The organism is Mycobacterium sp. NGS16 (genome assembly GCF_059813225.1).
Map to the genome: position 1 here is coordinate 727,099 of NZ_JCALEE010000002.1, position 24,389 is coordinate 751,487.

23 protein-coding genes are annotated in these 24,389 nt (G+C 67.9%); 13 read left to right on the plus strand and 10 right to left on the minus strand.

Going from position 1 to position 24,389, the window contains the following annotated elements; genetic code table 11:
* Window positions 1-55 precede the first annotated feature (55 nt).
* Both AC5Y4Q_RS09155 and AC5Y4Q_RS09160 read left to right on the plus strand, forming a co-directional pair.
* Complete coding sequence (locus AC5Y4Q_RS09155; RefSeq protein ID WP_064920185.1) at window positions 56-1,288, plus strand: alpha/beta hydrolase; 1,233 nt, start codon at window positions 56-58, stop codon at window positions 1,286-1,288.
* Between the two features lie 43 nt (window positions 1,289-1,331).
* Window positions 1,332-2,750 carry a WS/DGAT/MGAT family O-acyltransferase gene (locus AC5Y4Q_RS09160; protein WP_064920186.1) on the plus strand — a complete coding sequence of 473 codons (1,419 nt, stop codon included), beginning with the start codon at window positions 1,332-1,334 and terminating at the stop codon, window positions 2,748-2,750.
* Here the strand turns inward: AC5Y4Q_RS09160 and fadD12 are convergent.
* Window positions 2,747-4,378: an acyl-CoA ligase FadD12 gene (gene fadD12 / locus AC5Y4Q_RS09165; RefSeq protein WP_125225538.1), complete on the minus strand. Its 1,632-nt coding sequence runs from the start codon at window positions 4,376-4,378 to the stop codon at window positions 2,747-2,749. The two genes, AC5Y4Q_RS09160 and fadD12, sit on opposite strands and share 4 nt — an antisense overlap.
* 5 nt (window positions 4,379-4,383) lie before the next feature.
* A complete protein-coding gene (locus tag AC5Y4Q_RS09170; RefSeq protein WP_234786312.1) occupies window positions 4,384-5,124 on the minus strand; it encodes a 1-acyl-sn-glycerol-3-phosphate acyltransferase in 741 nt (246 codons plus the stop codon).
* 186 nt (window positions 5,125-5,310) lie between these two features.
* Between AC5Y4Q_RS09170 and AC5Y4Q_RS09175 the strand changes: the two genes are divergently transcribed.
* The 3 genes from AC5Y4Q_RS09175 (at window position 5,311) to AC5Y4Q_RS09185 (ending at window position 8,533) form a co-directional block, all read left to right on the plus strand.
* On the plus strand, window positions 5,311-6,132 hold the full coding sequence (locus AC5Y4Q_RS09175) for an arylamine N-acetyltransferase family protein (RefSeq protein WP_064920188.1): 822 nt from the start codon (window positions 5,311-5,313) through the stop codon (window positions 6,130-6,132).
* 66 nt (window positions 6,133-6,198) lie between these two features.
* Entirely contained in the window at window positions 6,199-8,034 is a 1,836-nt protein-coding gene (locus AC5Y4Q_RS09180) for an acyl-CoA dehydrogenase (RefSeq protein WP_064920189.1), read from the plus strand.
* Window positions 8,035-8,044: 10 nt separating this feature from the next.
* Window positions 8,045-8,533, plus strand: coding sequence for a hypothetical protein (locus AC5Y4Q_RS09185; protein WP_064920190.1), 489 nt, complete (start codon window positions 8,045-8,047; stop codon window positions 8,531-8,533).
* A gap of 81 nt (window positions 8,534-8,614) precedes the next feature.
* Here AC5Y4Q_RS09185 and AC5Y4Q_RS09190 read toward each other — a convergent pair whose 3' ends face one another.
* From AC5Y4Q_RS09190 to AC5Y4Q_RS09200, 3 genes are read right to left on the minus strand one after another with little or no spacing between them, the layout of a single operon-like run.
* Window positions 8,615-9,370, minus strand: a complete 756-nt coding sequence (locus AC5Y4Q_RS09190) for a hypothetical protein (protein ID WP_064920191.1) — start codon at window positions 9,368-9,370, stop codon at window positions 8,615-8,617.
* A gap of 45 nt (window positions 9,371-9,415) precedes the next feature.
* Window positions 9,416-10,888 (minus strand): aldehyde dehydrogenase, encoded by a 1,473-nt coding sequence (locus AC5Y4Q_RS09195; RefSeq protein WP_064920192.1) that lies wholly within the window; start codon window positions 10,886-10,888, stop codon window positions 9,416-9,418.
* Between the two features lie 54 nt (window positions 10,889-10,942).
* Window positions 10,943-11,713 carry a class I SAM-dependent methyltransferase gene (locus AC5Y4Q_RS09200; RefSeq protein ID WP_064920193.1) on the minus strand — a complete coding sequence of 257 codons (771 nt, stop codon included), beginning with the start codon at window positions 11,711-11,713 and terminating at the stop codon, window positions 10,943-10,945.
* 44 nt (window positions 11,714-11,757) lie between these two features.
* On the opposite strand from AC5Y4Q_RS09200, the gene AC5Y4Q_RS09205 reads away from it, so the two are divergent.
* Window positions 11,758-12,912: a glycosyltransferase family 4 protein gene (locus AC5Y4Q_RS09205; RefSeq protein WP_125225537.1), complete on the plus strand. Its 1,155-nt coding sequence runs from the start codon at window positions 11,758-11,760 to the stop codon at window positions 12,910-12,912.
* A gap of 19 nt (window positions 12,913-12,931) precedes the next feature.
* Window positions 12,932-13,354 (plus strand): thiol-disulfide oxidoreductase DCC family protein, encoded by a 423-nt coding sequence (locus tag AC5Y4Q_RS09210; RefSeq protein ID WP_064920195.1) that lies wholly within the window; start codon window positions 12,932-12,934, stop codon window positions 13,352-13,354.
* 4 nt (window positions 13,355-13,358) lie between these two features.
* Here the strand turns inward: AC5Y4Q_RS09210 and AC5Y4Q_RS09215 are convergent, their stop codons facing one another.
* Together AC5Y4Q_RS09215 and AC5Y4Q_RS09220 are read right to left on the minus strand one after the other, a co-directional pair.
* The gene (locus AC5Y4Q_RS09215) at window positions 13,359-14,873 is read right to left on the minus strand and encodes an HNH endonuclease signature motif containing protein (protein WP_499958698.1); all 1,515 of its coding nucleotides are present in this window, start codon (window positions 14,871-14,873) and stop codon (window positions 13,359-13,361) included.
* Between the two features lie 187 nt (window positions 14,874-15,060).
* Window positions 15,061-15,681, minus strand: a complete 621-nt coding sequence (locus tag AC5Y4Q_RS09220; protein ID WP_125225320.1) for a TetR/AcrR family transcriptional regulator — start codon at window positions 15,679-15,681, stop codon at window positions 15,061-15,063.
* A gap of 157 nt (window positions 15,682-15,838) precedes the next feature.
* Here AC5Y4Q_RS09220 and AC5Y4Q_RS09225 point away from each other — a divergent pair, with 157 nt between their 5' ends.
* The 4 genes from AC5Y4Q_RS09225 to AC5Y4Q_RS09240 are packed head-to-tail and all read left to right on the plus strand — an operon-like array spanning window position 15,839 to window position 18,181.
* Window positions 15,839-16,561 (plus strand): hypothetical protein, encoded by a 723-nt coding sequence (locus AC5Y4Q_RS09225; RefSeq protein WP_064920219.1) that lies wholly within the window; start codon window positions 15,839-15,841, stop codon window positions 16,559-16,561.
* Window positions 16,558-17,292 carry a hypothetical protein gene (locus AC5Y4Q_RS09230; protein ID WP_125225319.1) on the plus strand — a complete coding sequence of 245 codons (735 nt, stop codon included), beginning with the start codon at window positions 16,558-16,560 and terminating at the stop codon, window positions 17,290-17,292. The genes AC5Y4Q_RS09225 and AC5Y4Q_RS09230 overlap by 4 nt, the downstream gene beginning before the upstream one ends.
* Window positions 17,289-17,900 (plus strand): cytochrome c oxidase subunit 3, encoded by a 612-nt coding sequence (locus tag AC5Y4Q_RS09235; RefSeq protein ID WP_064920199.1) that lies wholly within the window; start codon window positions 17,289-17,291, stop codon window positions 17,898-17,900. Before AC5Y4Q_RS09230 ends, AC5Y4Q_RS09235 begins: the two co-directional genes overlap by 4 nt.
* Window positions 17,901-17,905: 5 nt before the next feature.
* Complete coding sequence (locus AC5Y4Q_RS09240; RefSeq protein WP_064920220.1) at window positions 17,906-18,181, plus strand: cytochrome C oxidase subunit IV family protein; 276 nt, start codon at window positions 17,906-17,908, stop codon at window positions 18,179-18,181.
* Here the strand turns inward: AC5Y4Q_RS09240 and AC5Y4Q_RS09245 are convergent.
* The gene (locus tag AC5Y4Q_RS09245; RefSeq protein ID WP_125225318.1) at window positions 18,163-19,860 is read right to left on the minus strand and encodes an MmpA family trehalose lipid delivery protein; all 1,698 of its coding nucleotides are present in this window, start codon (window positions 19,858-19,860) and stop codon (window positions 18,163-18,165) included. The genes AC5Y4Q_RS09240 and AC5Y4Q_RS09245 overlap by 19 nt on opposite strands.
* A 7-nt stretch (window positions 19,861-19,867) precedes the next feature.
* Window positions 19,868-21,133 carry a cell envelope lipid trafficking protein PgfA gene (gene pgfA / locus AC5Y4Q_RS09250; protein ID WP_165604270.1) on the minus strand — a complete coding sequence of 422 codons (1,266 nt, stop codon included), beginning with the start codon at window positions 21,131-21,133 and terminating at the stop codon, window positions 19,868-19,870.
* Window positions 21,134-21,238: 105 nt separating this feature from the next.
* On the opposite strand from pgfA, the gene AC5Y4Q_RS09255 reads away from it, so the two are divergent.
* A complete protein-coding gene (locus AC5Y4Q_RS09255; protein ID WP_234786309.1) occupies window positions 21,239-22,429 on the plus strand; it encodes an acyltransferase family protein in 1,191 nt (396 codons plus the stop codon).
* On the opposite strand, the gene AC5Y4Q_RS09260 is transcribed toward AC5Y4Q_RS09255, so the two are convergent.
* Complete coding sequence (locus tag AC5Y4Q_RS09260; protein WP_234786311.1) at window positions 22,366-23,703, minus strand: oxygenase MpaB family protein; 1,338 nt, start codon at window positions 23,701-23,703, stop codon at window positions 22,366-22,368. The two genes, AC5Y4Q_RS09255 and AC5Y4Q_RS09260, sit on opposite strands and share 64 nt — an antisense overlap.
* A gap of 100 nt (window positions 23,704-23,803) precedes the next feature.
* Between AC5Y4Q_RS09260 and AC5Y4Q_RS09265 the strand changes: the two genes are divergently transcribed.
* Window positions 23,804-24,385, plus strand: a complete 582-nt coding sequence (locus tag AC5Y4Q_RS09265; RefSeq protein ID WP_064920221.1) for a TetR/AcrR family transcriptional regulator — start codon at window positions 23,804-23,806, stop codon at window positions 24,383-24,385.
* The last annotated feature ends 4 nt before the right edge of the window (window positions 24,386-24,389 follow it).

Sequence of the window (24,389 nt, forward strand, 5' to 3'; positions counted from 1 at the left end):
CCGACAACCCACCCGATTGCCGTTTACTCTCGCGTCAGCGCGGTACTCTCCCCCAATGACTGCAGCACCGCAGACCCGGGAGACCGGCTGGAACCTGACCGGCCGCCTGCGCTGGCTGAAGCGCGCCCGCCCCGCGGACTACCTGCTGGCATTCAGTGTCGCTTCAGCTTCCCTGCCGGTGGTCGGCAAGCGGCTGGAACCCCTGGGCGGGATGACCGCGATGGGAGTGTGGGGCACCCGCCACATGCCGGAGTTCTTCTCCAGCGCGGCCAAGTCGTGGCTGACGCCGGGGGCCGCCACCGCCCGCAAGCGCGACCGCGAGCAGACCCAGGCGGTGTCCGAAGCCGCCTTGCGCGGCGTCGTCACCGGCGCCGACCTCGACATCGAATGGCCGCAACCGGAGCAGGCTCCGCCGGTGTGGAAGGCCTGGCAGCATCGGCGCCACATTCACCGCTCCGGCGTGCGGTATGGCAGTGACCCGGCCCAGGTGCTCGACGTGTGGGCGCCCCGGCAGCTGCCGACGACCCCCGCTCCGGTGCTGATCTACGTGCCCGGCGGCGCCTGGGTGCACGGCAGCCGGATGCTGCAGGGCTACGCGTTGCTGTCGCACCTGGCCGAGCAGGGCTGGGTCTGCCTGTCCATCGACTATCGGGTCGCACCGCACAACCGCTGGCCGCGCCACATCATCGACGTCAAGACCGCGATCGCCTGGGCGCACGCCAACGTTGACAAGTTCGGCGGGGATCGCAACTTCATTGCGGTGGCGGGCTCCTCGGCAGGCGGGCATCTGGCCGCCCTGGCCGGGCTGACCGGCAGCGCGGTCGGCGATCGGGAGTTCGGCGACCAACTCCCCGACGGCGCTGACACCTCAGTGGACGCCGTGGTCGGTATCTACGGCCGCTACGACTGGCAGGATCGGTCCACGCCCGAACGGGTGGCGTTCGTCGACTTCCTGGAACGCGTGGTGGTCGGCAAGTCGATCCGGCGGCACCGCGACCTCTACCGCAAGGCCTCACCGATCGCGCGGGTGCATCGCGAGGCGCCCCCGTTCCTGGTGGTGCACGGCAGTGCCGACACCGTGATCCCGGTAGCGCAGGCCCGGGTCTTCGCCGATCGGTTGCGGGCGGTGTCACACTCCAAGGTCGGATACCTCGAGCTACCCGGCGCAGGGCACGGTTTCGACATGACCGACGGCGCCCGCACCGGTGCGGTGAGCACCGCAATCGGGTTATTCCTCAACCAGATTCACCGGGACCGCACCACGATCGGCAGCAAACAGGTCATCTGAACCCCGGGGCGGGGTAAGGTCCCTGCATGGGGATGGTCGGACGGTGAAGCGACTCAGCGGGTGGGACGCGGTGCTGCTCTACAGCGAGACACCGAACGTGCACATGCACACCCTCAAGGTGGCGGTCATCGAGCTCGACGCCGACCGGCGCGGGTTCGATGTCGAGGCTTTCCGCCGGGTGATTCACGGCCGGCTCTACAAGCTGGACCCGTTCCGCTACCAACTGGTGGACATTCCGGGCAAATTTCACCACCCGATGTGGCGGGAGAACTGCGAAGTCGACCTGACCTACCACATCCGGCCGTATTCGCTGCCAGCGCCGGGCGGTCGCCGCGAACTCGACGAGGCCATCGGGCAGATCGCCAGTACGCCCCTGGACCGTAGCCGCCCGCTGTGGGAGATGTACTTCATCGAGGGCTTGGCCGACAACCGGATTGCGGTGGTCGGCAAGATCCACCACGCCCTGGCCGACGGGATAGCCTCGGCGAATCTGATGGCCCGCGGCATGGATCTGCTGACCGGTCCGCAGTTCGAACGGGATTCCTACGAAACCGATCCGGCCCCTACCCGGGGCCAACTGGTGCGATCGGCGTTCCGCGACCACCTGCGGCAGCTGGGCAAGATTCCGGCGACGATCAGTTACACCGCTGCCGGCGTCGGGCGGGTCCGGCGCAGTACCCGAAAACTCTCCGCGGAACTGACCCGGCCGTTCACACCGCCACCGAGCTTCATCAACCACATGCTCACCCCGCAACGCCGGTTCGCCACCGCGACACTGGCGCTGGCCGACATCAAGGCGACCAGCAAGCACTTGGGGGCGACGATCAACGACCTGGTGCTGGCCATCTCGGCCGGGGCGTTACGGACGCTGCTGCTGCGCTACGACGGCAAGGCGGACCATCCGCTGCTGGCATCGGTGCCGATGAGCTTCGATTTCTCCCCGGACCGGATCTCCGGTAACCGCTTCTCCGGGGTGCTGGTGGCGTTGCCGGTCGACGTCGAGGACGTGCTGGTGCGGGTGGAAAAAGCCCGGGAGGCAGCCGATCTGGCCAAGGAGGCTCACCACCTGGTCGGACCGGAGTTGGTCAGCCGGTGGTCGGCGTACCTCCCGCCGGCACCGGCGGAGTCGCTGTTCCGGTGGCTGTCCGGCAAGGACGGCCAGAACAAGGTGCTCAACCTCAACATCTCCAATGTCCCGGGTCCGCGGGAACGCGGCCGGGTGGGTGGTGCGCTGGTCACCGAGATCTACTCGGTCGGGCCGTTGACCGCCGGCAGCGGCTTGAACATCACCGTGTGGAGCTATGTGGATCAGCTCAACATCTCGGTCCTGACCGACGGCGCCACCGTCGAGGATCCGCACGAGGTGACCAGCGCCATGGTCGAGGAGTTCATCGCGATTCGCCGTGCCGCAGGGATTTCCGAGCCGCTGACGCCGGTCGAGACCGCGATGGCGCCCGCCTAGAGATCGACCATCGCCTGCAACTCGCGGCGCAACACCTTGCCGGTGTTGTTGCGCGGCAACGCTTCCAGGACTGTGATCGCGCGGGGCACCTTATAGCCGGCCAAGTTGTCGCGCACATGCTGCTTCAACTCGTCGGGAGTGGCCACCGCGCCGGGCTCCAACACGACGAAGGCCACCAGGCGCTGCCCGTAGTCGGCATCGTCGACACCGATCACAGCGGCCTCGGCGACGGCGGCATGGGTGGTCAGCGCCTTCTCCGTCTCGATCGGGTAGACGTTCTCGCCGCCGGAGACGATCATCTCGTCATCACGGCCGACCACGAAAAGCCGTCCAGTGTCGTCGAAATAACCCACGTCGCCGGAGGCCATGAAACCGTCATGGAACTGTTTGGAGTCACCGCTGGTGTAGCCGTCGAACTGCGAGGAGTTGCGCACGAAGATCTGCCCGGTAACTCCGACTGCCACGTCGGCCAAATCGGCGTCGAGGATCCGGACCTCGGTGCCCGGCGCCGGACGGCCGGCGGTGTCGGGGGCATAGCGCAGGTCTTGCGGGGTCGCCAGCGCGATCATGCCGGCCTCGGTCGCGTTGTAGTTGTTGTAAACCACGTCGCCGAAGGCGTCCATGAACGCCGTCACCACCTCCGGGCGCATCCGGGACCCGGACGCGGTTGCGAACCGCAGTGACGTGCAGGGGTATTCGGCGCGGACCTCATCGGGCAACGCCATGATCCGGTCGAACATGACCGGTACGACGCACAAGCCGGTCGCATCATTGTCCTCCACGAGTGCCAGGGTGGCCTCCGGATCGAACTTGCGCCGGGTGGCGATGGTGCAGGCCATCGTCAACGCCAGCGCCAGCTGGGAGAACCCCCAGGCGTGGAACATCGGTGCGGCGATGACCACGGTTTCCTCGGTGTGCCAAGGGATTCGGTCGAATATGGCCGCAAGATCAGCGATGCCGCCGCCGCCCCGCCCGGAGCGACGCGCACCCTTCGGTGTGCCGGTCGTTCCGGAGGTGAGCATCACCAGCGCACCGGACCGGGTCGGTTTCGTCGGCCGCCGCCCGGCGTTGGCGTCGATCAGGTCGTCCATCGTCAGACCGGCGCTCTCCCCGTCGGTCCAGCTCACCACCCGTGTGCACCCGGAACCGGCCGGCACGGCCAGATCCACCGCCGCGGTGAACTCCTCGTCGTAGAAGATCAGGTCGACGTCTTCGCGGGCCACGACCTCGGCCAGCGCCGGCCCGGCGAAGCTGGTGTTGAGCAGCAAGACGTCGGCGCCGACCCGGTTGGCGGCGGCCAGCGCCTCGATGAAGCCGCGGTGGTTGCGGCACATCAGGGCGATTGCCCGCGGCGTCCGGCCGGGCAGGTGCTGCAGGGCAGCGGCCAGCGCGTCGCAGCGGCGGTCGAGCTGGGTATAGGTACAGGTGCCGCGTTCGTCGATGATCGCGGTGCGTTCCCCGCACCGTTGCGCCGCCATGGCGATCCCGGTGGTGGTGGTGCCGCCCTCGCGGGCCGCGGCGGCGGCGATCCGCAGGTATTTGTCGGGTCGCAGCGGCGTCAGCAGACCGGCCCGGGTGAACGTCGCCAGCATCGAGCCGGCCCGATTGAGCGAGTCGAACAGCGTCATCGCGCTCAGCCCAGGATCGGCAGGCGCCGCTCGCGCGCCAGCTTGTCCAGGGCGTCTTGCATGACGGCGCGCACATGCGCGTCGACGACGTCGATATCGGGGTCCTCGCCGAATTCGGCGACGACGTCGATCGGCTCGCACACCTGCATGACGATCTTGGTGGGCAGCGGCAGATTGACCGGCAACACCGCCGACAGGCCGAACGGGAAGCCGAACGAGATCGGCAGAATCTTGACGCGCATCAGTTTGTCCAACCGCAGGGCCTTGGCCAGCCCGGTGCCGCGCGACAGGTAGAACTGGCTTTCCTGGCCGCCGATTCCCACGGTCGGCACGATCGGCACGCCGGCGTTGAGTGCGGCACGGATGTAGCCTTTGCGGCCGCCGAAGTCGATCTTGTTCTCTTCTAACGTCGGCCGGTAGACGTCGTAGTCACCGCCCGGGAAGACCACCACCACGCCACCGGAGCGCAGTGCCTCGTCGGCGTTGTCGTGGTTGGCCGGGATGAACCCGGTCTTGCGGAAGAAGTCGGCGGTGAAGCCGGTGAAGATCAGGTCGTGGCTCAACGTGTAGACCGGGCGTTCGTAGCCGAACTTGTCGTAGAAGCCGGTGGCGAAGACCGGGACGTCCATCGCGAACAGGCCGCCGGAATGGTTCGACACCACCAGGGCGCCGCCGTTGGGGAAGGAATCCAGGCCGCGCACCTCGGCCCGGTGGTAGCCCTTGATCAGCGGACGCAGCAAACCCATCACCCGTTCGGTCAGGCCCGGGTCCCACTTGGTGATGGGCCTGGGCACGTCCTCCGACCAGTCGTTGTCCGGTGTGTCCACCACGGCCCCTTTGAAACGTGTTCTAGTTTTGCTCATGCTACCGCCCCGACGCCGGTGGTCGATAGCATCGGCGACGACTCCACCGGCAGCTGAGGGGGTTCGGGCATCGACCTGACGGCGTACTTCGACCGTGTGCACTACCGCGGCGGTACCGAACCCACCTATGAGACGTTGGCCGCCCTGGTGGCCGCGCATGTCCGCCACATCCCGTTCGAGAATCTCGACCCACTCACCGGTGTGCCGGTGATCGATCTGAGCGTGCCGGCGCTGACTGCCAAGCTGGTGGCGCGGCGCCGCGGCGGCTACTGCTACGAGCACAACAACCTGATGCACGCTGTGCTGCGCGAACTCGGGTTCGCCGTCGACCGGCTGGCCGCGCGGGTGGTGTGGATGAGCCCGGACGGATTGGATGGTCCGCCGCACCCGCAGACCCATCAGGCGCTGGCGGTGCGCATCCCGGGCAGCGACGAGCCGTACCTGGTTGACGTCGGCTTCGGCGGACAGACCCTGACCGCACCGATCCGGCTGGTCGCCGACGCGGTGCAGCCCACGCCGCATGAGCCGTTCCGGCTGCGGCGGTACCGCGCTGGATATGTGTTGGAGTCGCTGATCGGCGAGGCCTGGCGCCCGCTGTACACCTTCGGCCTGCAGCCGCGACCACTGATCGACATGCAGGTGGGCAGTTGGTATGTGTCGACCTATCCGGAGTCGAACTTCGTCGTCGGGCTCACTGCGGCGGTGGTGACCGATGACGCCCGATGCAACCTGCGCGGGCGCAACCTGGCCGTCCATGCTCGTGGCGGCACCGAACGGGTGCGCTTCGATGACGCCGCGCAGGTCTGTGCGGCACTGACCGAGCGATTCGGCATCGATCTGAGTGGTCTTGGTGATGTCGAGGATCGGGTGGCGCAGGTTCTCGACAGCTGAGACCGGCCACCGGCCGGGATGCGCAAACTCCGGAAGTCGCCGCGGGTTGTGGCGCATGCTGGATCCATGGGTCATTACAAGAGCAATGTCCGCGACCTGGAATTCAATCTGTTCGAGCTGCTGGGGTTAGAGCAGTGCCTGGCTGGGGGCGCCTTCGGCGACCTCGACGGCGACACCGTGCGCCAGATGCTGGCCGAGGCCGCCCGGCTCGCCGAAGGGCCGGTGGCCGAATCGTTCGCCGACAGTGACCGCCACCCACCGGTGTTCGACCCGGCCAACCACACCGTGACGCTGCCCGAGCCGTTCAAGGCGTCACTGCGGGCCTGGCAGGAAGGCGAGTGGTTCCGCATCGGCCTGACCGAGGAGGTCGGCGGTGTGCCGGCGCCGGCGATGGTGTCGTGGGCCATCAACGAATTGGTGCTCGGCGCAAATCCCGCCGTGTTCATGTTCATGGCCGGCCCCGTCTTCGCCAACATCCTCTACGACCTGGGCAACGAACAGCAGCGGCACTGGGCAGCCATGGCGATCGAGCGGAACTGGGGCGCCACCATGGTGTTAACCGAGCCGGATGCTGGCTCTGATGTGGGGGCGGGTCGTACCAAGGCGATCGAGCAGCCCGACGGCAGCTGGCACATCGACGGCGTCAAGCGGTTCATCACCAACGGCGACAGTGACGACCTGTTCGAGAACATCATGCACATGACGCTGGCCCGCCCCGAGGGCGCCGGGCCGGGAACCAAGGGGCTCAGCCTGTTTCTGGTGCCCAAGTACCTGCCGGACCCCGAGACCGGTGAGCCCGGTGAGCGCAACGGGGTCTTCGTCACCGGACTGGAACACAAGATGGGACTGAAGGTTTCGACGACCTGCGAACTGACCTTCGGCCAGCACGGCGTTCCGGCGAAGGGCTGGCTGGTCGGTGATGCCCGCAACGGTATCGCGCAGATGTTCCATGTCATCGAATACGCGCGAATGATGGTGGGCACCAAGGCCATTGCTACACTGTCCACCGGCTACCTCAACGCACTCGAGTACGCTAAGACCCGCATCCAGGGTGCCGACATGACCCAGATGACGGACAAGACCGCGCCGCGGGTGACGATCCTCCACCACCCGGATGTGCGCCGTGCCCTGATGATGCAGAAGGTCTACGCCGAAGGGATGCGGGCGCTGTACCTCTACACCGCAGCCCACCAGAACCCACAGGTTGCCCTGCAGGTGTCGGGAGCCGACGCCGAGATGGCCGAGCGGGTCAACGATCTGCTGCTGCCGATCGTCAAGGGCGTCGGTTCGGAACGGGCCTATCAGTACCTGACCGATGCGCTGCAGACCTTCGGCGGATCCGGCTTCCTGCAGGACTATCCGATCGAGCAGTACATCCGCGACGCCAAGATCGACAGCCTCTACGAGGGCACCACCGCCATCCAGGCGCAGGATTTCTTCTTCCGCAAGATTGCCCGTGACCGCGGCGTGGCGTTGGGGCACCTGATCGCCCAGATCGATGCGTTCCTCGACAGCGGTGATGCCCGCGCCGAGTTGGCCGACTCCCGCAAACTGCTGGCCGGCGCCCTCGACGACGTGCGGGCGATGGCCACCGCCATGACCGGCTATCTGCTCGGTTCGCAGCAGGATTCCCGCGAGCTCTACCGGGTGGGTTTGGAGTCGGTGCGGTTCCTGCTGGCCGTCGGTGACCTGGTGATCGGCTGGCTGCTGCTGCGCCAAGCCGAGATCGCGCTGGGTGCGCTGAATGGCGAGCCTGACGATGGTGACCGGAACTTCTACCGTGGAAAAGTTACCGCGGCAGGGTTTTTCGCCAGTAATGTGCTGCCCCGACTCAGTGCGGAACGGCGCATCGTCGAAAACAACGACCTGGCGGTGATGGATCTGCCCGAGGAGGCGTTCTAGAGTCCGCAGCGTGGACACCCACACTGGCAAATACCGACTGCCCGACCACGGCTACACGGTCGTCCGGTGGGCCCACGAGCTGGCCAAGGGCCGCGGCGCGGTGATGGTGGAACCGGATATCGAACGGATCCGGCGTCCCGACGGGGCATTGACCTTCGCCGACGCCGCACCGTTCAAGACCGTGGCGGACGGTCCGGCGTCGGTGCTGCGTGAACTTCTCGACCTGGAGGCCCGGGAGATCCGGTCGTGGAGCAAGGCCGGCTTCGCCCGCTTCCACAAGGGCGCCGCCGGCCGGCAGGCCGACCGGATCTGCCGAGCCCAGGGCAGCGAAGCCGCCGTCGACTGGGTACTGGCCAACGCCACCACCGACGTGAACCTTGATGAGCTGCGCGGCCGGCTGGGGTCGCGGCTCTACGCCGCCGGTGGGTTCGACGAGGACCACTACCGCGCCGAAGTCGGGCGCTGCATCCAGTACCGGCGCCGTCAGCTCAACGGGTGAGCTACGGCTGTTCCCCGCACCTGGGGAGAATCTCTCGCAGCGTCGGCAGCCGCCTGCGTTGAAGGGGCGCCGTGAAGCGGCTCAGCTGCGCCGTTGCCGCACCTTGTAGGTGGACGGCCACGATACCCGGGTGTCATCGCCCACCAACGCTGTTCCCTTCGCGCCGACGGTGACGTTGTAGGCCTCCTGGCCTGGGCCGACTTCCCGGTTGGCGTGTTCTTGGGCCAGGTAATAGAGCTGATCGATCTCCATGTCGACGAACGCGACGAAGCTGGTCTTGCGCACCGCGTCGCCGAAGCCGGCGGTCATCCGGTCGCCCAGGATACGGGAGGCGATCGCGGCGGCGGCCAGGATCCCGAACGGCACCACCCAGGAGCACAGGTAGGACAGCGGCGCACCGGCGTCGGTCCGCAGGATCGCCGGGATCACCGCCGACACCGACATCACTGCCAGCGCACCCAGCCAGATCCCGGTCAACCGGTTCACGACCGGCGCGAACAGTTCGCTTTGCTCCACCGCCGCGGGCAGATCGACCTTTGCGACGGCCGCCACCACGCATCTGCCCAGCATCGTGCCGGCGAGCAACGTCGCGAGCAGGCCGGCGAAACTCAGCGGCAGCACCCACCGCTGCGCGCAGCCCAACGCCAGCGGTGGCGCTGCCAGCACCGCGAACGTCGCGATGGCTCCGGTCCCCACGAACCGTGCCGAGGGCTCGCGGCCGATAACCACCACGGCCACCGCTAGGGCCAGCGCCACCACCGCCGCGATCAGCAGCGGTGTATTTCCCACCAGCACCCAGTACACGGCCCAGGGTGCAAACCAAAGCAGTCTGCCCACGAACGCGAAGTATATGGGCTTACCGTTGCGTCAACGGCAAAGCGCTCAGCTCTCCAGTGTGTAACCCATCGGCATCAGCACGCTCTTCTGCTGGGTGAAGTGCTCGACGCCCTCTTTGCCGTTCTCCCGGCCGATGCCGGAGTTCTTGTAGCCGCCGAACGGGCAGCAGGGGTCGAACGCATACCAGTTGATCGCGTAGGTTCCGGTGCGGATCTTCTTGGCGATCTCGATCCCGCGCGGAACATCGGCGGTCCACACACTGCCGGCCAACCCGTACACCGAGTCGTTGGCGATCTTGACCGCGTCGTCCTCGGTGTCGTAGGCGATGATCGACAGCACCGGCCCGAAGATCTCCTCCTGGGCGATGGTCATGGAGTTATCCACGTCGGCGAACACGGTCGGCTGCACGAAGAAGCCGCCGTCCAGACCCTCGGGACGCCCGCCGCCGCACACCAGCCGGGCGCCCTCCTCGATGCCCTTTTTGATGTAGCCCTCGACCCGCTCGCGCTGCTTCTCGCTGATCAGCGCGCCGACCTGGGCGGCCGGGTCACTGGGCACGCCGACCGGCATGGCGGTGACGAAGTTCTTGACCGCCTCCACGATCTCCTCGTAACGCGAGCGCGGCGCCAGGATGCGGGTCTGGGCCACGCAGGCCTGGCCGGTGTTCATGATCCCGGAGAACACCAGCATCGGGACCGCCGAGGCCAGGTCGACATCCTCGAGCACGATGGCCGCCGACTTGCCGCCGAGCTCCAGGGTGCACGGCTTGAGCATCTCCGCGGCGCGCTTGCCGATCTCCTTGCCGACGGCCGAGCTGCCGGTGAAGGAGAAGACGTCCACGTCGGCGTTGGAGGTCAGCGCTTGGCCGGTCTCCACCCCGCCCGGCACCACCGACAGCACCCCGTCCGGCAAGCCCGCATCGGCGAACGCCTGCGCCAACAGGTTGGCGCTCAACGGCGTCTCGGCGGCCGGCTTGAGCACCACCGTGCAGCCGGCCAGCAGCGCCGGCCCCAGCTTGTTGACCGCCAGGAACAGCGGCACATTCCAGGCCACGATCGCGCCGACCACTCCCAGCGGCTCCCGGCGCACGATCGTCTGGCCGTATGCGCCGGTGCGGACCTCTTCCCAACTGACCTCGTCGACGGCGGGGCCGGCGAAGAAGTTCAGTGCCCCGATTGAGCTCAGCCAGTGCATGGTCTCGACACCCATCGCCGGCTGGCCGGTCTCGGCGGCCAACAGCGAGGTGAACTGCTCCTTGCGCTCCTCCATCAGCTTGATCGCCGCGGCGATGACGGCGGCCCGCTCGGCCGGCGGCGTCGATGGCCATGGCCCGGAGTCGAAGGCCGCGCGCGCGGCCGCCACGGCGGCGTCCACATCGGCCTTGGCTGCCAGCGGCACCTTGCCGACGTATTCGCCGGTGGCCGGACAGCGCACCTCGATGACCTGGTCAGTGGACGGGGCGGTCCACTTGCCGCCGATGAAGAGGGTGTCGTATTCGGTGATGCTGGAGTCGGTCATGGCGTCACCCTACCTAGCCGACGCGCGGATTAGAACACGTTGCAGTCAATGGAGTCAGTCGGGTCGCAGAACCAGCACCAGATTGCTCACGGCGAACTCGCGCAAGCCCGGGACGGCGGTCATCCACCATGCCCATCGCGGGTGATAACGGGGAAAAGCCGCGACCAGTGCGCCGGTGTGACGGGCCCACTCCAGGCCCTCGGCCGCCGAGACCGCGAACAACGACGAACCGTAGTTGTTTTTGGGCGGATGGCCGTGCCTGCGGGTGTAGCGTGCCGCGGCTCTGTGCCCACCCAGATAGTGGGTCAGACCCATCTCGTGGCCGCCGAACGGACCCAGCCACACCGTGTAGGACAGCACCACCAGCCCGCCCGGCCTGGTGACCCGCAGCATCTCGTTACCCAGCAGCCAGGGCCGCGGCACGTGCTCGGCGACGTTGGAAGACAGGCAGATGTGCACGCTGTCATCGGCGAAGGGCAACGCCGTCCCGGAGGCGCGCACGAAGGTGCCCGGGGACGACGCGGACCCGGCCGCGTGCATCGCATGCACTTCCGCGGGGTCCGGTTCCACCCCGATGTAGCGCAGGCCCGCCTGGGCGAATGCGGTGGCGAAGTAACCCGGCCCGCCGCCGACGTCGAGCACGGTTCTGCCGGTGGGGTCGTCCCCGTTGACGCCCCGCCACAGCTCGGTGACCAGGGTGGCGGTGTCGAGGGCCAACGCACCATAGAAGCGGGCCGGGTCGCTCTGTTCGTGACGGAACTGGCCCAGCAGGCGCACCGAGCGGGCCAGCGTCGCGTGTCGTGCGAACAGGTCGGTGGCGGCCACCGGCCCCAGCTTAAGCGCCACCGGCGGGACTACCCTGTAGTGCTGTGTCTGCTGTGCGCTCCGTCCTGCTGCTGTGCTGGCGTGACACCGGGCATCCGCAGGGCGGCGGCAGCGAGACCTATCTGCAGCGCATCGGCGCCGAGCTGGCCGCCGGCGGAGTCGCGGTCACGCTGCGCACCGCCCGCTATCCGGGCGCACCCAAACACGAGGTGATCGACGGGGTGCGGATCAGTCGCCGCGGCGGTCCCTACACGGTGTATCTGTGGGCGTTGGCGGTGATGGCGGCGGCACGCCTCGGGCTGGGGCCGCTGCGGCAGGTGCGGCCGGACGCGGTGATCGACACCCAGAACGGGCTGCCGTTTTTGGCGCGGCTGATCTACGGGCGCCGGGTGGCGATGCTGGTGCACCACTGCCACCGTGAGCAGTGGCCGGTGGCCGGACCGGTGTTGAGCCGGATCGGCTGGCTGGTGGAGTCGAAATTGTCGCCGTGGCTGAACCGCCGCAATCAGTACCTGACGGTGTCGCTGCCCTCAGCACGCGACCTGATCGAACTCGGCGTAGGCGCCGAACGCATCGCGGTGGTGCGCAACGGCCTCGACGAGGCGCCGGCGGCGACGCTGGCGGGTCCGCGCGCCGACACCCCTCGGGTGGTGGTGCTGTCGCGGCTGGTGCCGCACAAGCAGATCGAGGACGCACTCGATGCGGTCGCCGCGCTGCGTCCCCGCGTGCCCGGCCTGCGACTGGACGTCATCGGCGGCGGTTGGTGGGGCGACCGACTGGTGCAGCACGCGGCAGCACTGGGGATCACCGATGCGGTGACCTTCCACGGCCACGTCGACGAGGACACCAAACACCATCTGGTGCAACAGGCGTGGGTGCATGTGCTGCCGTCGCGCAAAGAGGGCTGGGGCCTGGCCGTCATCGAAGCCGGCCAGCACGGAGTGCCCACCATCGGCTACCGGGCTTCCGGCGGGCTGTCCGATTCGATCGTCGACGGCGTGACCGGGCTGCTGGTCGATGATCGCGATGAGCTGGTCGAGCAGCTACATCGCCTGTTGGACGACGCGGTGCTGCGTGAACAGCTCGGCGGCAAGGCGCAGGATCGCAGCGCCGAATTCTCTTGGCGGCAAAGCGCTGACGGGTTCCGCGAGGTCTTGGCGGCGGTCCGCGAGCGTCGGTACGTCAGCGGCGTGGTCTGAGCGACGCGGAGGTGCGCCGATGACCGACGATCACGCGACTCCCGTGCTGCTCTACGACGGCGTCTGTGGGGTCTGCAACCGATCGGTCCAGACCATCCTTCGCCACGACCGGCACGGCACCTTGCGATTCGCCGCCCTGGACAGCGACTTCGCGCGCGCGGTCATCGAGCGCCATCCGGATCTGCAGGACATCGACTCCATGGTGTTCGTCGAAAACCCAGGTCGACCCGATGAGCGAGTCAGTGTCCGATCAGCGGGGGCCCTGGAGGTGGTGCGCTATCTGGCCGGGCCGTTCCGGCTACTTCTGGCGGCCCGCCTCATTCCCGCCGCAATCCGTGACCGGCTCTACGACCGTTTCGCCGCCGTCCGCTATCGAATCGGCGGCAAGCACGACACCTGCCCGCTGCCGGCCCCCGAAGTGCGCGCCCGGTTCCTGGATTGAGGGCTCAGGTTGGCGGTGGCCTGGTGTTGAGGGCGCGTTCGGCGACGATCGCCCGGGCTCGGTTCTGGGCCCGAGTCCGCCGTCGGATGGGCATCATCAGGCTTCGGCCGGACGAATCCGATTGCCGGTCAGTCGGTGCGGGTAGCCGGCCTGTCGGTTCACAGAGGGCGGGGAACAACAGCCGACTGCCGGGGCGGGTGGTGTAGGTCTGGCCGGTCGGACTGAGCCAGTCGATGGTGCCGTCGGCGTGTTGGCGGTCGCGCCAACCGTGAAACGTCTTGAGTAAGTGGTGTTTTCGGCACAGGCAACGCAGATTCGACGGATGTGTCGGCCCGCCGAGCGCGTAGGCGATGGCATGGTCGAGGTCGCAGAATTCCGCCGGCCGGTCACAACCGGGCCACCGACACGTCATGTCCCGGCAGCGCACAAACTCATCCAATGCGGTCGAGGGCCGGTACCTCGGCTCGGGGGCATTATCAGGTCCGGGGTGTCGCACCGGTTTGATGGTGGCGCCGGCGGCGATCAGCTCGGCCAGCATCGGTGCCGGGATCAGCGGCCCGCCCAGCAGCAGCGCCGGCGGGGCCTTCGGGGGCGGGTCGGGCTCGACGGGGCGCTCCACTGGCGCGAACAAGTTCCGGCGGTCGATCGGCGGCGACGGTGGGTCTTCACCGTTGCGGTGCGCGTCGACACCGGTGCCCAGGCTTTCGGCGCTGGCCAGCACGTGAATGAGCACCGAGCTTGCCGGACGGTCCTGGACGGCAGGGCAGTCCTCGTTGCCGCACCCGCAGGCCAGGGTCTGCCCGCCGGCGGCCAGCGCGCCGAGGGCGTCGGCGCGACGTTGGGCGATGGTGCGCGGATCGTCGTCGCAGACGCTGTGCGCCATCACCATCAGCCGCCGGTCGAGGGCTTCGGCGTCGTGGGCGTGCAGCCGGCCCCACAGCGGGGTAGTGGCGTGGTCGGTGTTGCGTTTGTCGACCACCAGGTCGCGGGAGCGGGCATGTTGACGGCTACGGCGCAGGGCCTGCGGGTCGTGCGCCTCGACGACCGCGTCGATGGCCTGCCCGGTCTTGAACGCCGACTGCGGCCCGTAATGCAGGGCGTCGGCGGCCAGGGCGGTATCGACCGCGGCAATGGCCCGAGGGTCTTGGATCAAGGTGGTGTGCCAGGAGATGGTGGACACCAGGGCCGCGTTGAGCTGTCCGGCGGCGAACAGTGCCGCCACCTTGGGGAGGCGTTCGCGCAGCGCCGAAGCCAAGTACATCTGCCCGGATGCCTTGCTGTGGCTGATATCGCAGGCAGCAGCGACTTCGGCGGCCACCGCGTCCCAGCCGTCGCAAGCCCATTTCGAACGCGCTGGGTCGTCGTACAGTTTGCGGCCCACCAGCTCGGCGATCGCCGCCAGGCGGCGGGAGGCCGCGACGGCCTCCGCTTGGGCCCACCCTCCGATCGCTGCCACCAGCGCGGCCTCGTCGAGCTCGGCGAGGGCGTCGGGGCCAGGCAAGTCGATCGCTTCGAACATACTTTCGATTGTACGCCTTATCGGCGACACTGGGGCGCGCCCTTATGCGACGCGGCGGCGAGCTGCCCGGCGTTGCTGCTCTCCAATAGCGTGATCCGAGCGGGTCACTTCTGCGGATCCGGCCCCGGCCTGTACCGGTACACCTACAGCCACCGACACCGGCTTCAATCTCCGGATGACGCCGCCATCAGGCCTGCGGAACCATGCTGCGCAGGGTGCTGGTCACGAATTTCTTCAGTGCCACATCGCGTTCCGCCTGGGATTCGCCCACCGTGGTCAGCAGCGCGTAGACACCGAGGAGAAAGAACGCCGCGCTGTGGTAGGAGTCCACGTCGTCGTAGAGCTCACCGCGAATGCGGGCACGCTCGATCTCGGCGGCCAGCAGCACGAACGTCGGGTGGCTGGCCCACTGCTCCGGTTCGGGCCGGCTGGGCGAGAAGTAGAGACTGAGCACATCGCGGAACAGCGCTGCACCCCAGCGGCTTTCGAGGGCCAGAACCAGCTCCACGATCACCTTCAGCACCGCCGCCAGCGAGCGGCGCGTGTCGAGGAATCGACTGAGTTCTTCGGCGAGGCGCATCTCGTCTCGTCGGATCAGCTCGAGCAGCACGTGCTCCTTGGTGGGGAAGTGGAAGTAGAAGGTACTGCGTGCCACCCCGGCCGCCTTGGCGATGGCGTTGATGTCTGCCGCGTTGGTGCCGGCCCGCTGAAACTCCACGATCGCGGCGTCGAGCACTCGAGCACGTGTTCTGCGGCGTTGGGTCTCACGCTGGGTCGCACTCTCGGGCACGCGCCCATTGTGCCGCACCCCAGTCGATCATTGACGGATGTCACCTGAAGATGTCCCTGGACTGGCTATTTACGCGTAGCTGAACGATGAGCGGCGGCATTTTCGTTGTCATTTGTCAGTGAGTGTGTTAGACCTAGCAACCGAGCGGGTGGTGGCAGACCAGGCAGGGTGGGCGATGACGACAGCGACGGGGATGAACACCAGGGGGCAACGCATCCTGTTGTGGACGGTGCCGCCGTCGGCGGCCTTGTTCGCGTTGGCCTATCTGTTGTTCCCGGTATTCTCGCCGCCGCTGTCGCCGACGCTGACCCCCGAACAAGTCGCGGCCTTCTTCGCCGAGAACGTCACCGGCATATTGGGCGTCACGATCCTGTGCAATCTCATCGCGTGCTCGCTGGTTCCGCTCTTCGCGGTGACCGCGGTGCAGATCTCCCGGACCGCGACGTCGAGCAGCGTCTTCACCTACGCCTACCTGCTCTGCGTCGGAGTGGGCCTGACGGCATTCATCCTCGCCGACTACTGCTGGGCGATGGCGGCGTTCCGGCCCGAACGCGACCCGCAACTCATCAGCCTGCTCAACGACATGGCGTGGTTCTTCTTCATCGCACCCGTCGGCACCATCATCGTGCAGAATCTCTGCCTGGCCGTCAGCATCTACCTGGACGCCCGGCCAGCCCCGGTCTTCCCGCGCTGGGTGGCGCACTTCAACATCGCGGTGGCCGCACTGCTGGTTCCGAGCGCGTTTTCGCTGCTGTACAAAACCGGGCCGCTGGCCTGGGACGGTTCGCTCTCGTTCACCCTGCGGCTCAGCGTTTTCGCCGGCTATCTCGTGGTCATGTTCGCGGTTCTGCGCGATGTGGTGAATCGCCAGGGTGACGAGCGCGAGGCGCTGGCATGACCAAGGCCGCGAAACGGGATCAGTGGGTCGCCTTCTGGTCGGTCCCGGTCTTCTTCGCGCTGTTCGGGCTGGTCTTCGTCCCCTTGAGCTGGATGATGCCGCCCCGCTCACCGAGCGTCTCGCAGCCCCAGATCCTCGACTTCATGCAGTCGCACAACCTGCTGATCGCCTGCACCGTGCTGACACTGGCCTTCGGCCTAGCGCCAGTATCGAATGCCTGCTACCTCATCCAGATCAAGCGGATGTCGGTCAGCCCGGTGTTCCGGTACACCGTCATGATGGGCGCGATGACCGGCACCATCGTCGGCATGCTGTTCGGCATGTTCTGCTTCGGGCTCGGCGCATTCCGCCCCGGCTACGACCCGGCGATCTTGGCGATGCTCTACGACTTCGGCTACCTGGCGTTCATCGGCTCGCTGGGATGCTTCTGCATCATGTGGATGGCCTTCGGCCTGGCGATCATTCTCGACGAGAACAATATCCTGCCGAAATGGCTGGGCTACTACACCGTTTGGCAATACGTGACCGAGTTGATGGCCGCGCCGGTGTGGATCACCAAGTCAGGGCCCTTCGCCTGGAACGGTCTGATGACGTTCTGGCTCGCCATGACGCTCTACGTCTCATGGCAGTTCATCGTCTACGCGTGCATCTACCGATCGATCAAGAACCAGCCCGAGGCCGAGCTCGAAAACGCTTGGGTTGCGCTGGAACCCGCCGGAGCCGGCACATGACCGAAGTCGAAGCGGGGCTCGGCATCGGTGCCGACGAGATGACGCCAAACCCCCAGGCGCGCGGGCACCTGCCCGGCGAAGCCAGCATGTGGTTCTTCGTCATCGGCGACCTGTTCATCTTTGCCGCCTACTTCGTGTCCTACACGTACTTCCGCGGCCAAGACCATGCCATGTTCCTGGCCAGCCAGGCGAAGGTGAACCTGAATATCGGGATCGTCAACACCGTCGTGCTGCTGACCAGTTCGCTCTTCGTCGCACTCGGCACCTCTGCCGCCCGAGCCGGAAGGACCCCGGAAGCCCACCGGCTGTTCTGCGTCGCGCTGGCCTGCGGTGCGGCGTTTCCCCTCTTCAAGATGTTCGAATACATCCCGGAGGTCACCGCCGGGATGACACCGGGAACCAACCTGTTCTTCATGTACTACTTCGTGATGACGGGAATGCACCTGTGCCACGTGTTCCTGGGGCTGGTGATTCTGTGCTTCGTCGTCCGCGAGCTACGCGGGGCAGCCGAACCACGAATCTCGTTGGTGGAGACCGGCGCAACCTACTGGCACATGGTCGATGTCTTGTGGCTGATCCTGTTCGCGTTGCTGTACTTGATGAGGTGATGGCTGTGACCGCGTACCGCCGCAACCCGCTGATCTTCGTGTGGGCGCTGCTTACGGTGGTGACGATCGCGTCGTGGCAGACCGCCCGCGACGGCGGCGAAGCGCACCTGAACGCCACCGTCACCGTGGTAGTGCTGTCGATCGCCGCGCTCAAGACGCAGCTGGTGATATGGCACTTCATGGAGGTCCGCCACGCCCCGACCTGGCTCAAGGTGACCACGAACGGCTGGCTGCTGGCGCTGTTCGGGCTGCTGTTCGGCTTCTACTTCGCCGCCCTGTAGGTTCGGCGAACCAGCGGTGCGGCCAGACCGCCCGCACCCACCAGCAGCATCGCCAGCCATATCAGGTGCGCCGCCAGCACGGCCCGGCGCGGGCCGGCGGAGACCTCGGGTGCACGGCCGCCGACCCGGTAGACGGTGAAGTCGGAGTCGCGGTAGGCGATCGGCAACCGCATCAGGGTTTTTGGCGCAGCTCCCATCTCGCCGTCCGAACCGGACTCGGTGACCACCCACCCCACCCCGTAGACGCCGAGCATGGCCGGGTCCGCGCCCGAGAGCAGCGCCTGCTGTACCCCGCGGGCGTGGCTGCCCTCGCCGGGTACGGTCTGCTCCCCGACACGCAGATCGCCGGTCGCCAGCACCTCGGCGCGCACCCAACGGCCCAGCGGGTCGAGCACCGGCGCCGGACCGGCCCAGGAGAAGTGCCGCATCGTGTCGGCCGGCAGCACGGCCACCGGGCGCGGATCGGCGTTGATCTTGGCCGCCACCGCCGCCCAGCCGGGCGGGTACCGCACCGGTTTGAGCCGCCCAGCCACGCCCCAGCCCAGGTCGGGCAGCACCAGGATCAGCGCGGCACAACACAGCAGCGCCGCCCGGGCCGGTGGCAGCCGCTTTCGCAGACCCGCTACCGCGCCCGCGCCGGCCAGCGCGTAACCGGGCATCGCCAGCGCCACCCACTTGTGGCCGTCGCGCAGCATCCCCACACCGGGCGCGACATCGACCGCCCAGCGCAGCACCGCCAGGCCCGGGCCGGTGGCCAGGATCGCCAACACCAGCACCGTCGCGCCCGCCAGCACCAGCAGGGGCCGCGCGGCGGGCAGGTCTCGCACCGCCGGCAGCCCCAGCGCCACCACACCGAGGAATACCGCCGTCGCCAGCAATGCGAAAACCGTTGCCCGCGAACCAGGTACCGCGTCGGCATTCCAGATCCCGCCGAGCCCGGCGAGGCTGCCCAGGGTGCCCAGCCCCGGCTCGGCGCGGGCCGCGAACGCCGACACCCCGGCGGATTCACCGCGCGCAGATCCCGGGCTCACCATCAAGGCCATCAGCCAGGGCAGCGCGGCGGTAGTCGCGATCGCCACCACGCTCGTGGCACACCACCACCTCGGCGGCCCCGCACCCGGCACCGCGACGCACACCAGCGCCACCACCGCGGCCAACAGCAGCCCGGTCGGAGTCAATCCGGCCAGTGCCAGGAAGAACACCAACCCGAACAGCCCGCCGCCACCGGACCTCAGCTCCAGCATCGCGACCGCCACCCACGGCAGGCATCCGTAGCCCACCAGCAGACTCCAATGCCCCTGCAACAACCGCTCGGCCACATAGGGATTCCAGATCGCGACGGTGACCGCCACCAGCCGGCCGGGCAGCCCCGCGGCCGGCAGCACCGTGGCCACCAGCCTTGCCGCACCGCAGCCGGCCAGCCATAAACCCGCGAGCAGCAGCGCTTTGACCACGATGCCGCCGTCGGCCAGTCGCGAAGCCAGCGCCACAGCGAAGTCCTGCGGTACCGCGCGCGGCGCCGCCTCACCCAGGCCGAGGGCGGTCGAGGTCAGATACGACCGCGGCGTCGACACCGCATCGCGCAACAGGAGATAACCCGGCCACAGCAGCGGCGCAAGTATGAGCAGCGTCAGCCCCAGTGCGTAGCACGGCGCAATCCAGCGCCCGGCCCGCACCACCGCGGGGTTAGGGCTGATCGGTTGCTGGATCGGGGTTTCCGCGATCCGGTGGGCCGGGCTCTGGTGGCGTCGCCGGGCGGTCCAGCTGCGGACGCTGTGTCGGCAGCTTCTCCGTCTCGGCCTCGGCGCCCGAAGCGGGCTCGGCCGACGGTGACTTGGGTGCGAAGCCGCCGAAGAACCCACCGTCGGAACCGCGGCCCGGCCGGCCCAGGGCGGCCTCGGCCGGCAGGCTGAACCAGCCGACCAGAACACCGCCGATCAAACAGATCAGCCCAGCGGCGGTGAACGTGATGGGCAGGACCCGCGACCACAGGGCGACCCGGTCGCGCTCGTTGCGGGCGGCGTCGACCTGTGCCTCGATGGTCTCCTCGGAGCTGGTGACCGTGTAGTCGGCCAGCGCCACCTCCGGCTTCAGCGGGTCGCGAGCGTAGTAGTGGTTGGCGTGCACCTTCGATTTCACGATGGTGCCCGAGACCGGATCCACCCACATCGTCTTCTGCGCGGCGTAGTACCGCGTCATGGTGATGTCCTCGTCGGGGTCGGCGCCCTCGATGTTCCACATCCGGGCCGGAGCGGTGATCTCGCCGTCCTCATCGTGGCCGTACAGCGACGGATAGCGCACCGGCTCGCTCAAGCTGCCGTCCGGGTCGTAGCCGACGTTCTGGACGAACCGGTAGGTGGTCAGCCCGTTGACATCGTCCTCGCCCTCGTAGTTGGCCTCGTAGGCCTTCTGGGCGATCGGATCGAAGTACTGGTAGGACTGCTTCTGGGTGTCGAAGGGGAACCGGTAGGACAGCCCCTCGTGCGGCAGCGCGATGTTGGTGGGTGGGCTGTCGTCGTCGAAATTGCGGGGCCGCTGCACCGAGCCGCCCGGGTGGGTGTCGTCCGAAACGGCCTCGGCGGAGGTGCGATTCAGCGTCACAGTGTCGACGATGGCCAGCAGCAGGCCGGTGTCCTTCTGCCGGTCGGCACGCCGCAGCGACGAGCCGGCCTGCAGGGTCACCACCTCGGCGTTGGCGGGCGACTCGACCCCGATCTGTTGCTGGGCCACCAGCGGCACATCTTGATCGACGACGGCATGTTCACTCCCGAGCGACTCCGGGTCGAGCGCGGCGCCGCTGCCATTGCTGATCAACGTTACCTCGAGGTCGAGCGGGATCTTGGCGATCCGGCCCGCGGTGTAGGTGGACAGCAACAGGGCTGCGATCAGCAAGGCGGCGCCGAGGCCCATGACTGCGCATGCCGCGATACGCATCATGACTGCTCGGTTCACGTCGCCGTACCCTCCTTTTCCAACCCACACCTAAATCTGTCTGACCCTAACAGCAGAACCTCAAACAGCTACTGTGTGTCCATTGATGTTTTGGATCGTGATCAGATGAACCAGCAGGTTGGGGGTGTGCGCGGCTTCCTGCCCGCGGTCGAGGGGATGCGCGCCTGCGCCGCCATCGGTGTGGTCATCACGCACGTCGCCTTTCAGACCGGGCACTCGACCGGGATCACCGGCCGGCTGTGGGGGCGTTTCGACATGGCCGTGGCGGTGTTCTTCGCCCTGAGCGGATTCCTGCTGTGGCGGGGGCATGCCGCGGCCGCGCGCGGGCTGCGCCCGGCGCCGCGCACCGGGCACTACCTGCGGTCTCGGGTGGTGCGGATCATGCCGGCCTACCTGGTGTCGGTGGTGGTGATCCTGGCCCTGCTGCCCGACGCCGGTGGCGCCAGCCTGACGGTCTGGCTGGCCAACCTGACGATGACGCAGATCTATGTGCCGCTGACCTTGACCCCGGGCCTGACCCAGATGTGGAGCCTGGCGGTGGAGGTCAGCTTCTACATCGCCCTGCCGCTGCTGGCGCTGGGGGCCAAGCACCTGCCGGTGCGCGCCCGGGTGCCGGTGATCGCCGCGGTGTCGCTGCTCAGTTTGGGCTGGGGATACCTGCCGATCCATACCCCTTACGGGGTGAACCCGCTGAACTGGGCGCCGGCCTACGGCTGCTGGTTCGGGGCGGGCATGCTGCTGGCCGAGTGGGCGTTCAGTCCCGTCGGCCGGGTGCACCGGCTGGCCCGCCGGCGCCTGCCGATGGCGGTGTTGACCCTCGCCGCGTTTCTGGTGGCCGCCTCGCCGCTGGCCGGCCCGGAGGGGTTGACCTCGGCCACCGTCGGCCAGTTCATCGTGCGCACCGCCATGGGCGGTGTGCTGGCCTGGGCGCTGCTGGCGCCGTTGGTGCTGGACCGGCCCGACACGCCGCACCGATTTCTGGCCAGCGCGCCGATGGTCACACTGGGCCGCTGGTCCTACGGCATCTTCATCTGGCACCTGGCCGCCCTCGACATGGTGTTCCCGGTGATCGGCCGCTTCGCGTTCACCGGGGACATGGCCGTGGTGCTCGTGCTGACCATGGTGTTCACTGTCGCGATCGCCGCGGTCAGCTACGCCCTGGTCGAGCAGCCCTGCCGGGAGAAGCTGCGCGGCTGGGAGACCCGGCACCGCGCCGCGCGCACCGACGCCCCTCAGGCGGCCCTGCCGGACGGCGTGTACTCGGCGACATCGCTGGTGTATTCGGCCGTACCGTAGGCCTTCAGCCGCCGCTTGAGCAGCCGGAGTACATAGGCGTTGGTGATCCGGCGCAAGCCGGGCGTGTGGACAGCGCGTTGCACCACCAACACCCGGCCGTACACGAACGGGGCCGTCAGGGCCATCCGCAGATAGTCGCCCGCCCCGAGTGTGACACCCATCTTGGCGGCCACCGCACGCTTGCCGCCGGCGAACATCCGGACGAAAAAGAACTTGCTGTAGCTCTTCTCGACTGCATCGGCGATGCGCTCGCGCATCGTGTCCTCCTGCCGCAGATAAGCGGCCATGGTCGAGCGGACCAACTCCCCGCAGGTGGCGTCATCGAAGTCGTCGCGCAGCATCGCCGAACGGGCACTGAGCACCCGGATGATCTCGCCGGGGGTGGTCGGTAGCAACTCCTCGGGCAGGCCGAGCAGAACGCAGCGATAGCGGGTGAATTCGACGACGGCGCGCTCGCTCGGCGTGAAGTCCGTGCGGCCCTGGCGGCGGGCGTCCATCGCGAGCAGGTAAAGGTTGATCATCCCGGCCGGCATCTGATCGAGCTGTGGGATCGGCAGCCCGTAGACCTCGACGTCCCACTTCGGGGAACGCTTGAGCGCGTTGAAGCGGACCATCGAGTGCATCAGCCGCACCATGGCCGCCGCCTCGAAGCCCGGCCCGTACCGGTCCAGCGCGCCGGGCAGGGTGGTCACCGCGAAGAAACTGGTGGTCTCATTGACCCGGCGCGCGGCGCGATTGCCCGACAGGGCCCCGGTCAAGGCCATCGGCAGCGCCGCGTAGGTGTTGAGGAAGGTCGCGATGAACGCCCCGCGGACGACGAACGGCGCCAACAGCGCCATCGGGATACGGGAATGCTCGGCACCCTCGCGCACCAGGTCCATGTCCAGCCAGTCCGGGGTGGCTTCCATGTCGGCGATGAACGCGGCCAGCTCGGGCGGCGCGTCGGGCACCGCGTCGATGCCATTGCGGCAGGCCAGCTTGAGCATGCTGATCAGGGTGCTGACGCTGTATTGGCCCATCAGCGCGGCATAGGAGTCCGACACCACATCGCCCAGCCAGGTCGCCGTCGAGATCAGCTCGACCGCGGCTTCGTCGGCGAGCAGCTTGGCTCGGGTGGAGGGCCGGCCGCGCAGTGACGAGACGTCATCGGGGTTGGTCGTCGTGCGGTAGGGCTGCGTGTCGAAGTCCAAGTCGCCGTAGAGCTCCGGCAGCAGCTCGGCCTGTCGGCGGACCCGCTCGTGCAGCTCGGGGTAGTGCAAGGGCGACGTGGGCAGCGTGGGCACAGAAGACCTCCGATTAACTAACATTTCGTTAGTTACAGCTAACAGCCCGTTAGTTATGCTGTCAAGCGTGATTCCGAGCGGCCGGCGGCGGATGTCAGGTGAGGCGCGGCGAGAGCAGATCCTCGACGTCACCCATGCGATCGTCGACGCCGAGGGGTTCCACGCGGCCACGCCGAACCGGGTCGCGGTGGCGGCCGGCGTCAACCGCTCGCTGATCTATCAGCAATTCGGCAGTCCCGCCGGGCTTTTCGTCGCGCTTATTGACCGGGAAGCGGGCCGGGCGGCCGCCCAGTTCGCCGATGCGATCACCGGCACCGAAAATCCCGAAGCCGAGGGCTTCCTGGCGCGGGTGTTCGACGGGGTGCTGCGGGCCGCCGACGGCCACGCGCCGACGTGGCGGCTGTTCCTGTTTCCGCCGCAGGGGGCGCCACCGGAGCTGCACGAGCGCCTGGCCCGCGCCGAGGCCGCCGTCCGGGGGTTTCTCACGCGCGAACTGCTGCGCACGCTTCCGGATCTGCCGGACCCGGACTACACCGCCCGCATCGTGGCCGCGGTCGGTCGTGAACTGCTGCAGCTGCGGCTCAGCGAACCCGACGAGGCCACGCCCGAGCGGCTGCGTGCCCTGCTGCGGTCGATTCAGTTCACCGCTGCCAGCCGAGCCGCGCAGACCTGAACGC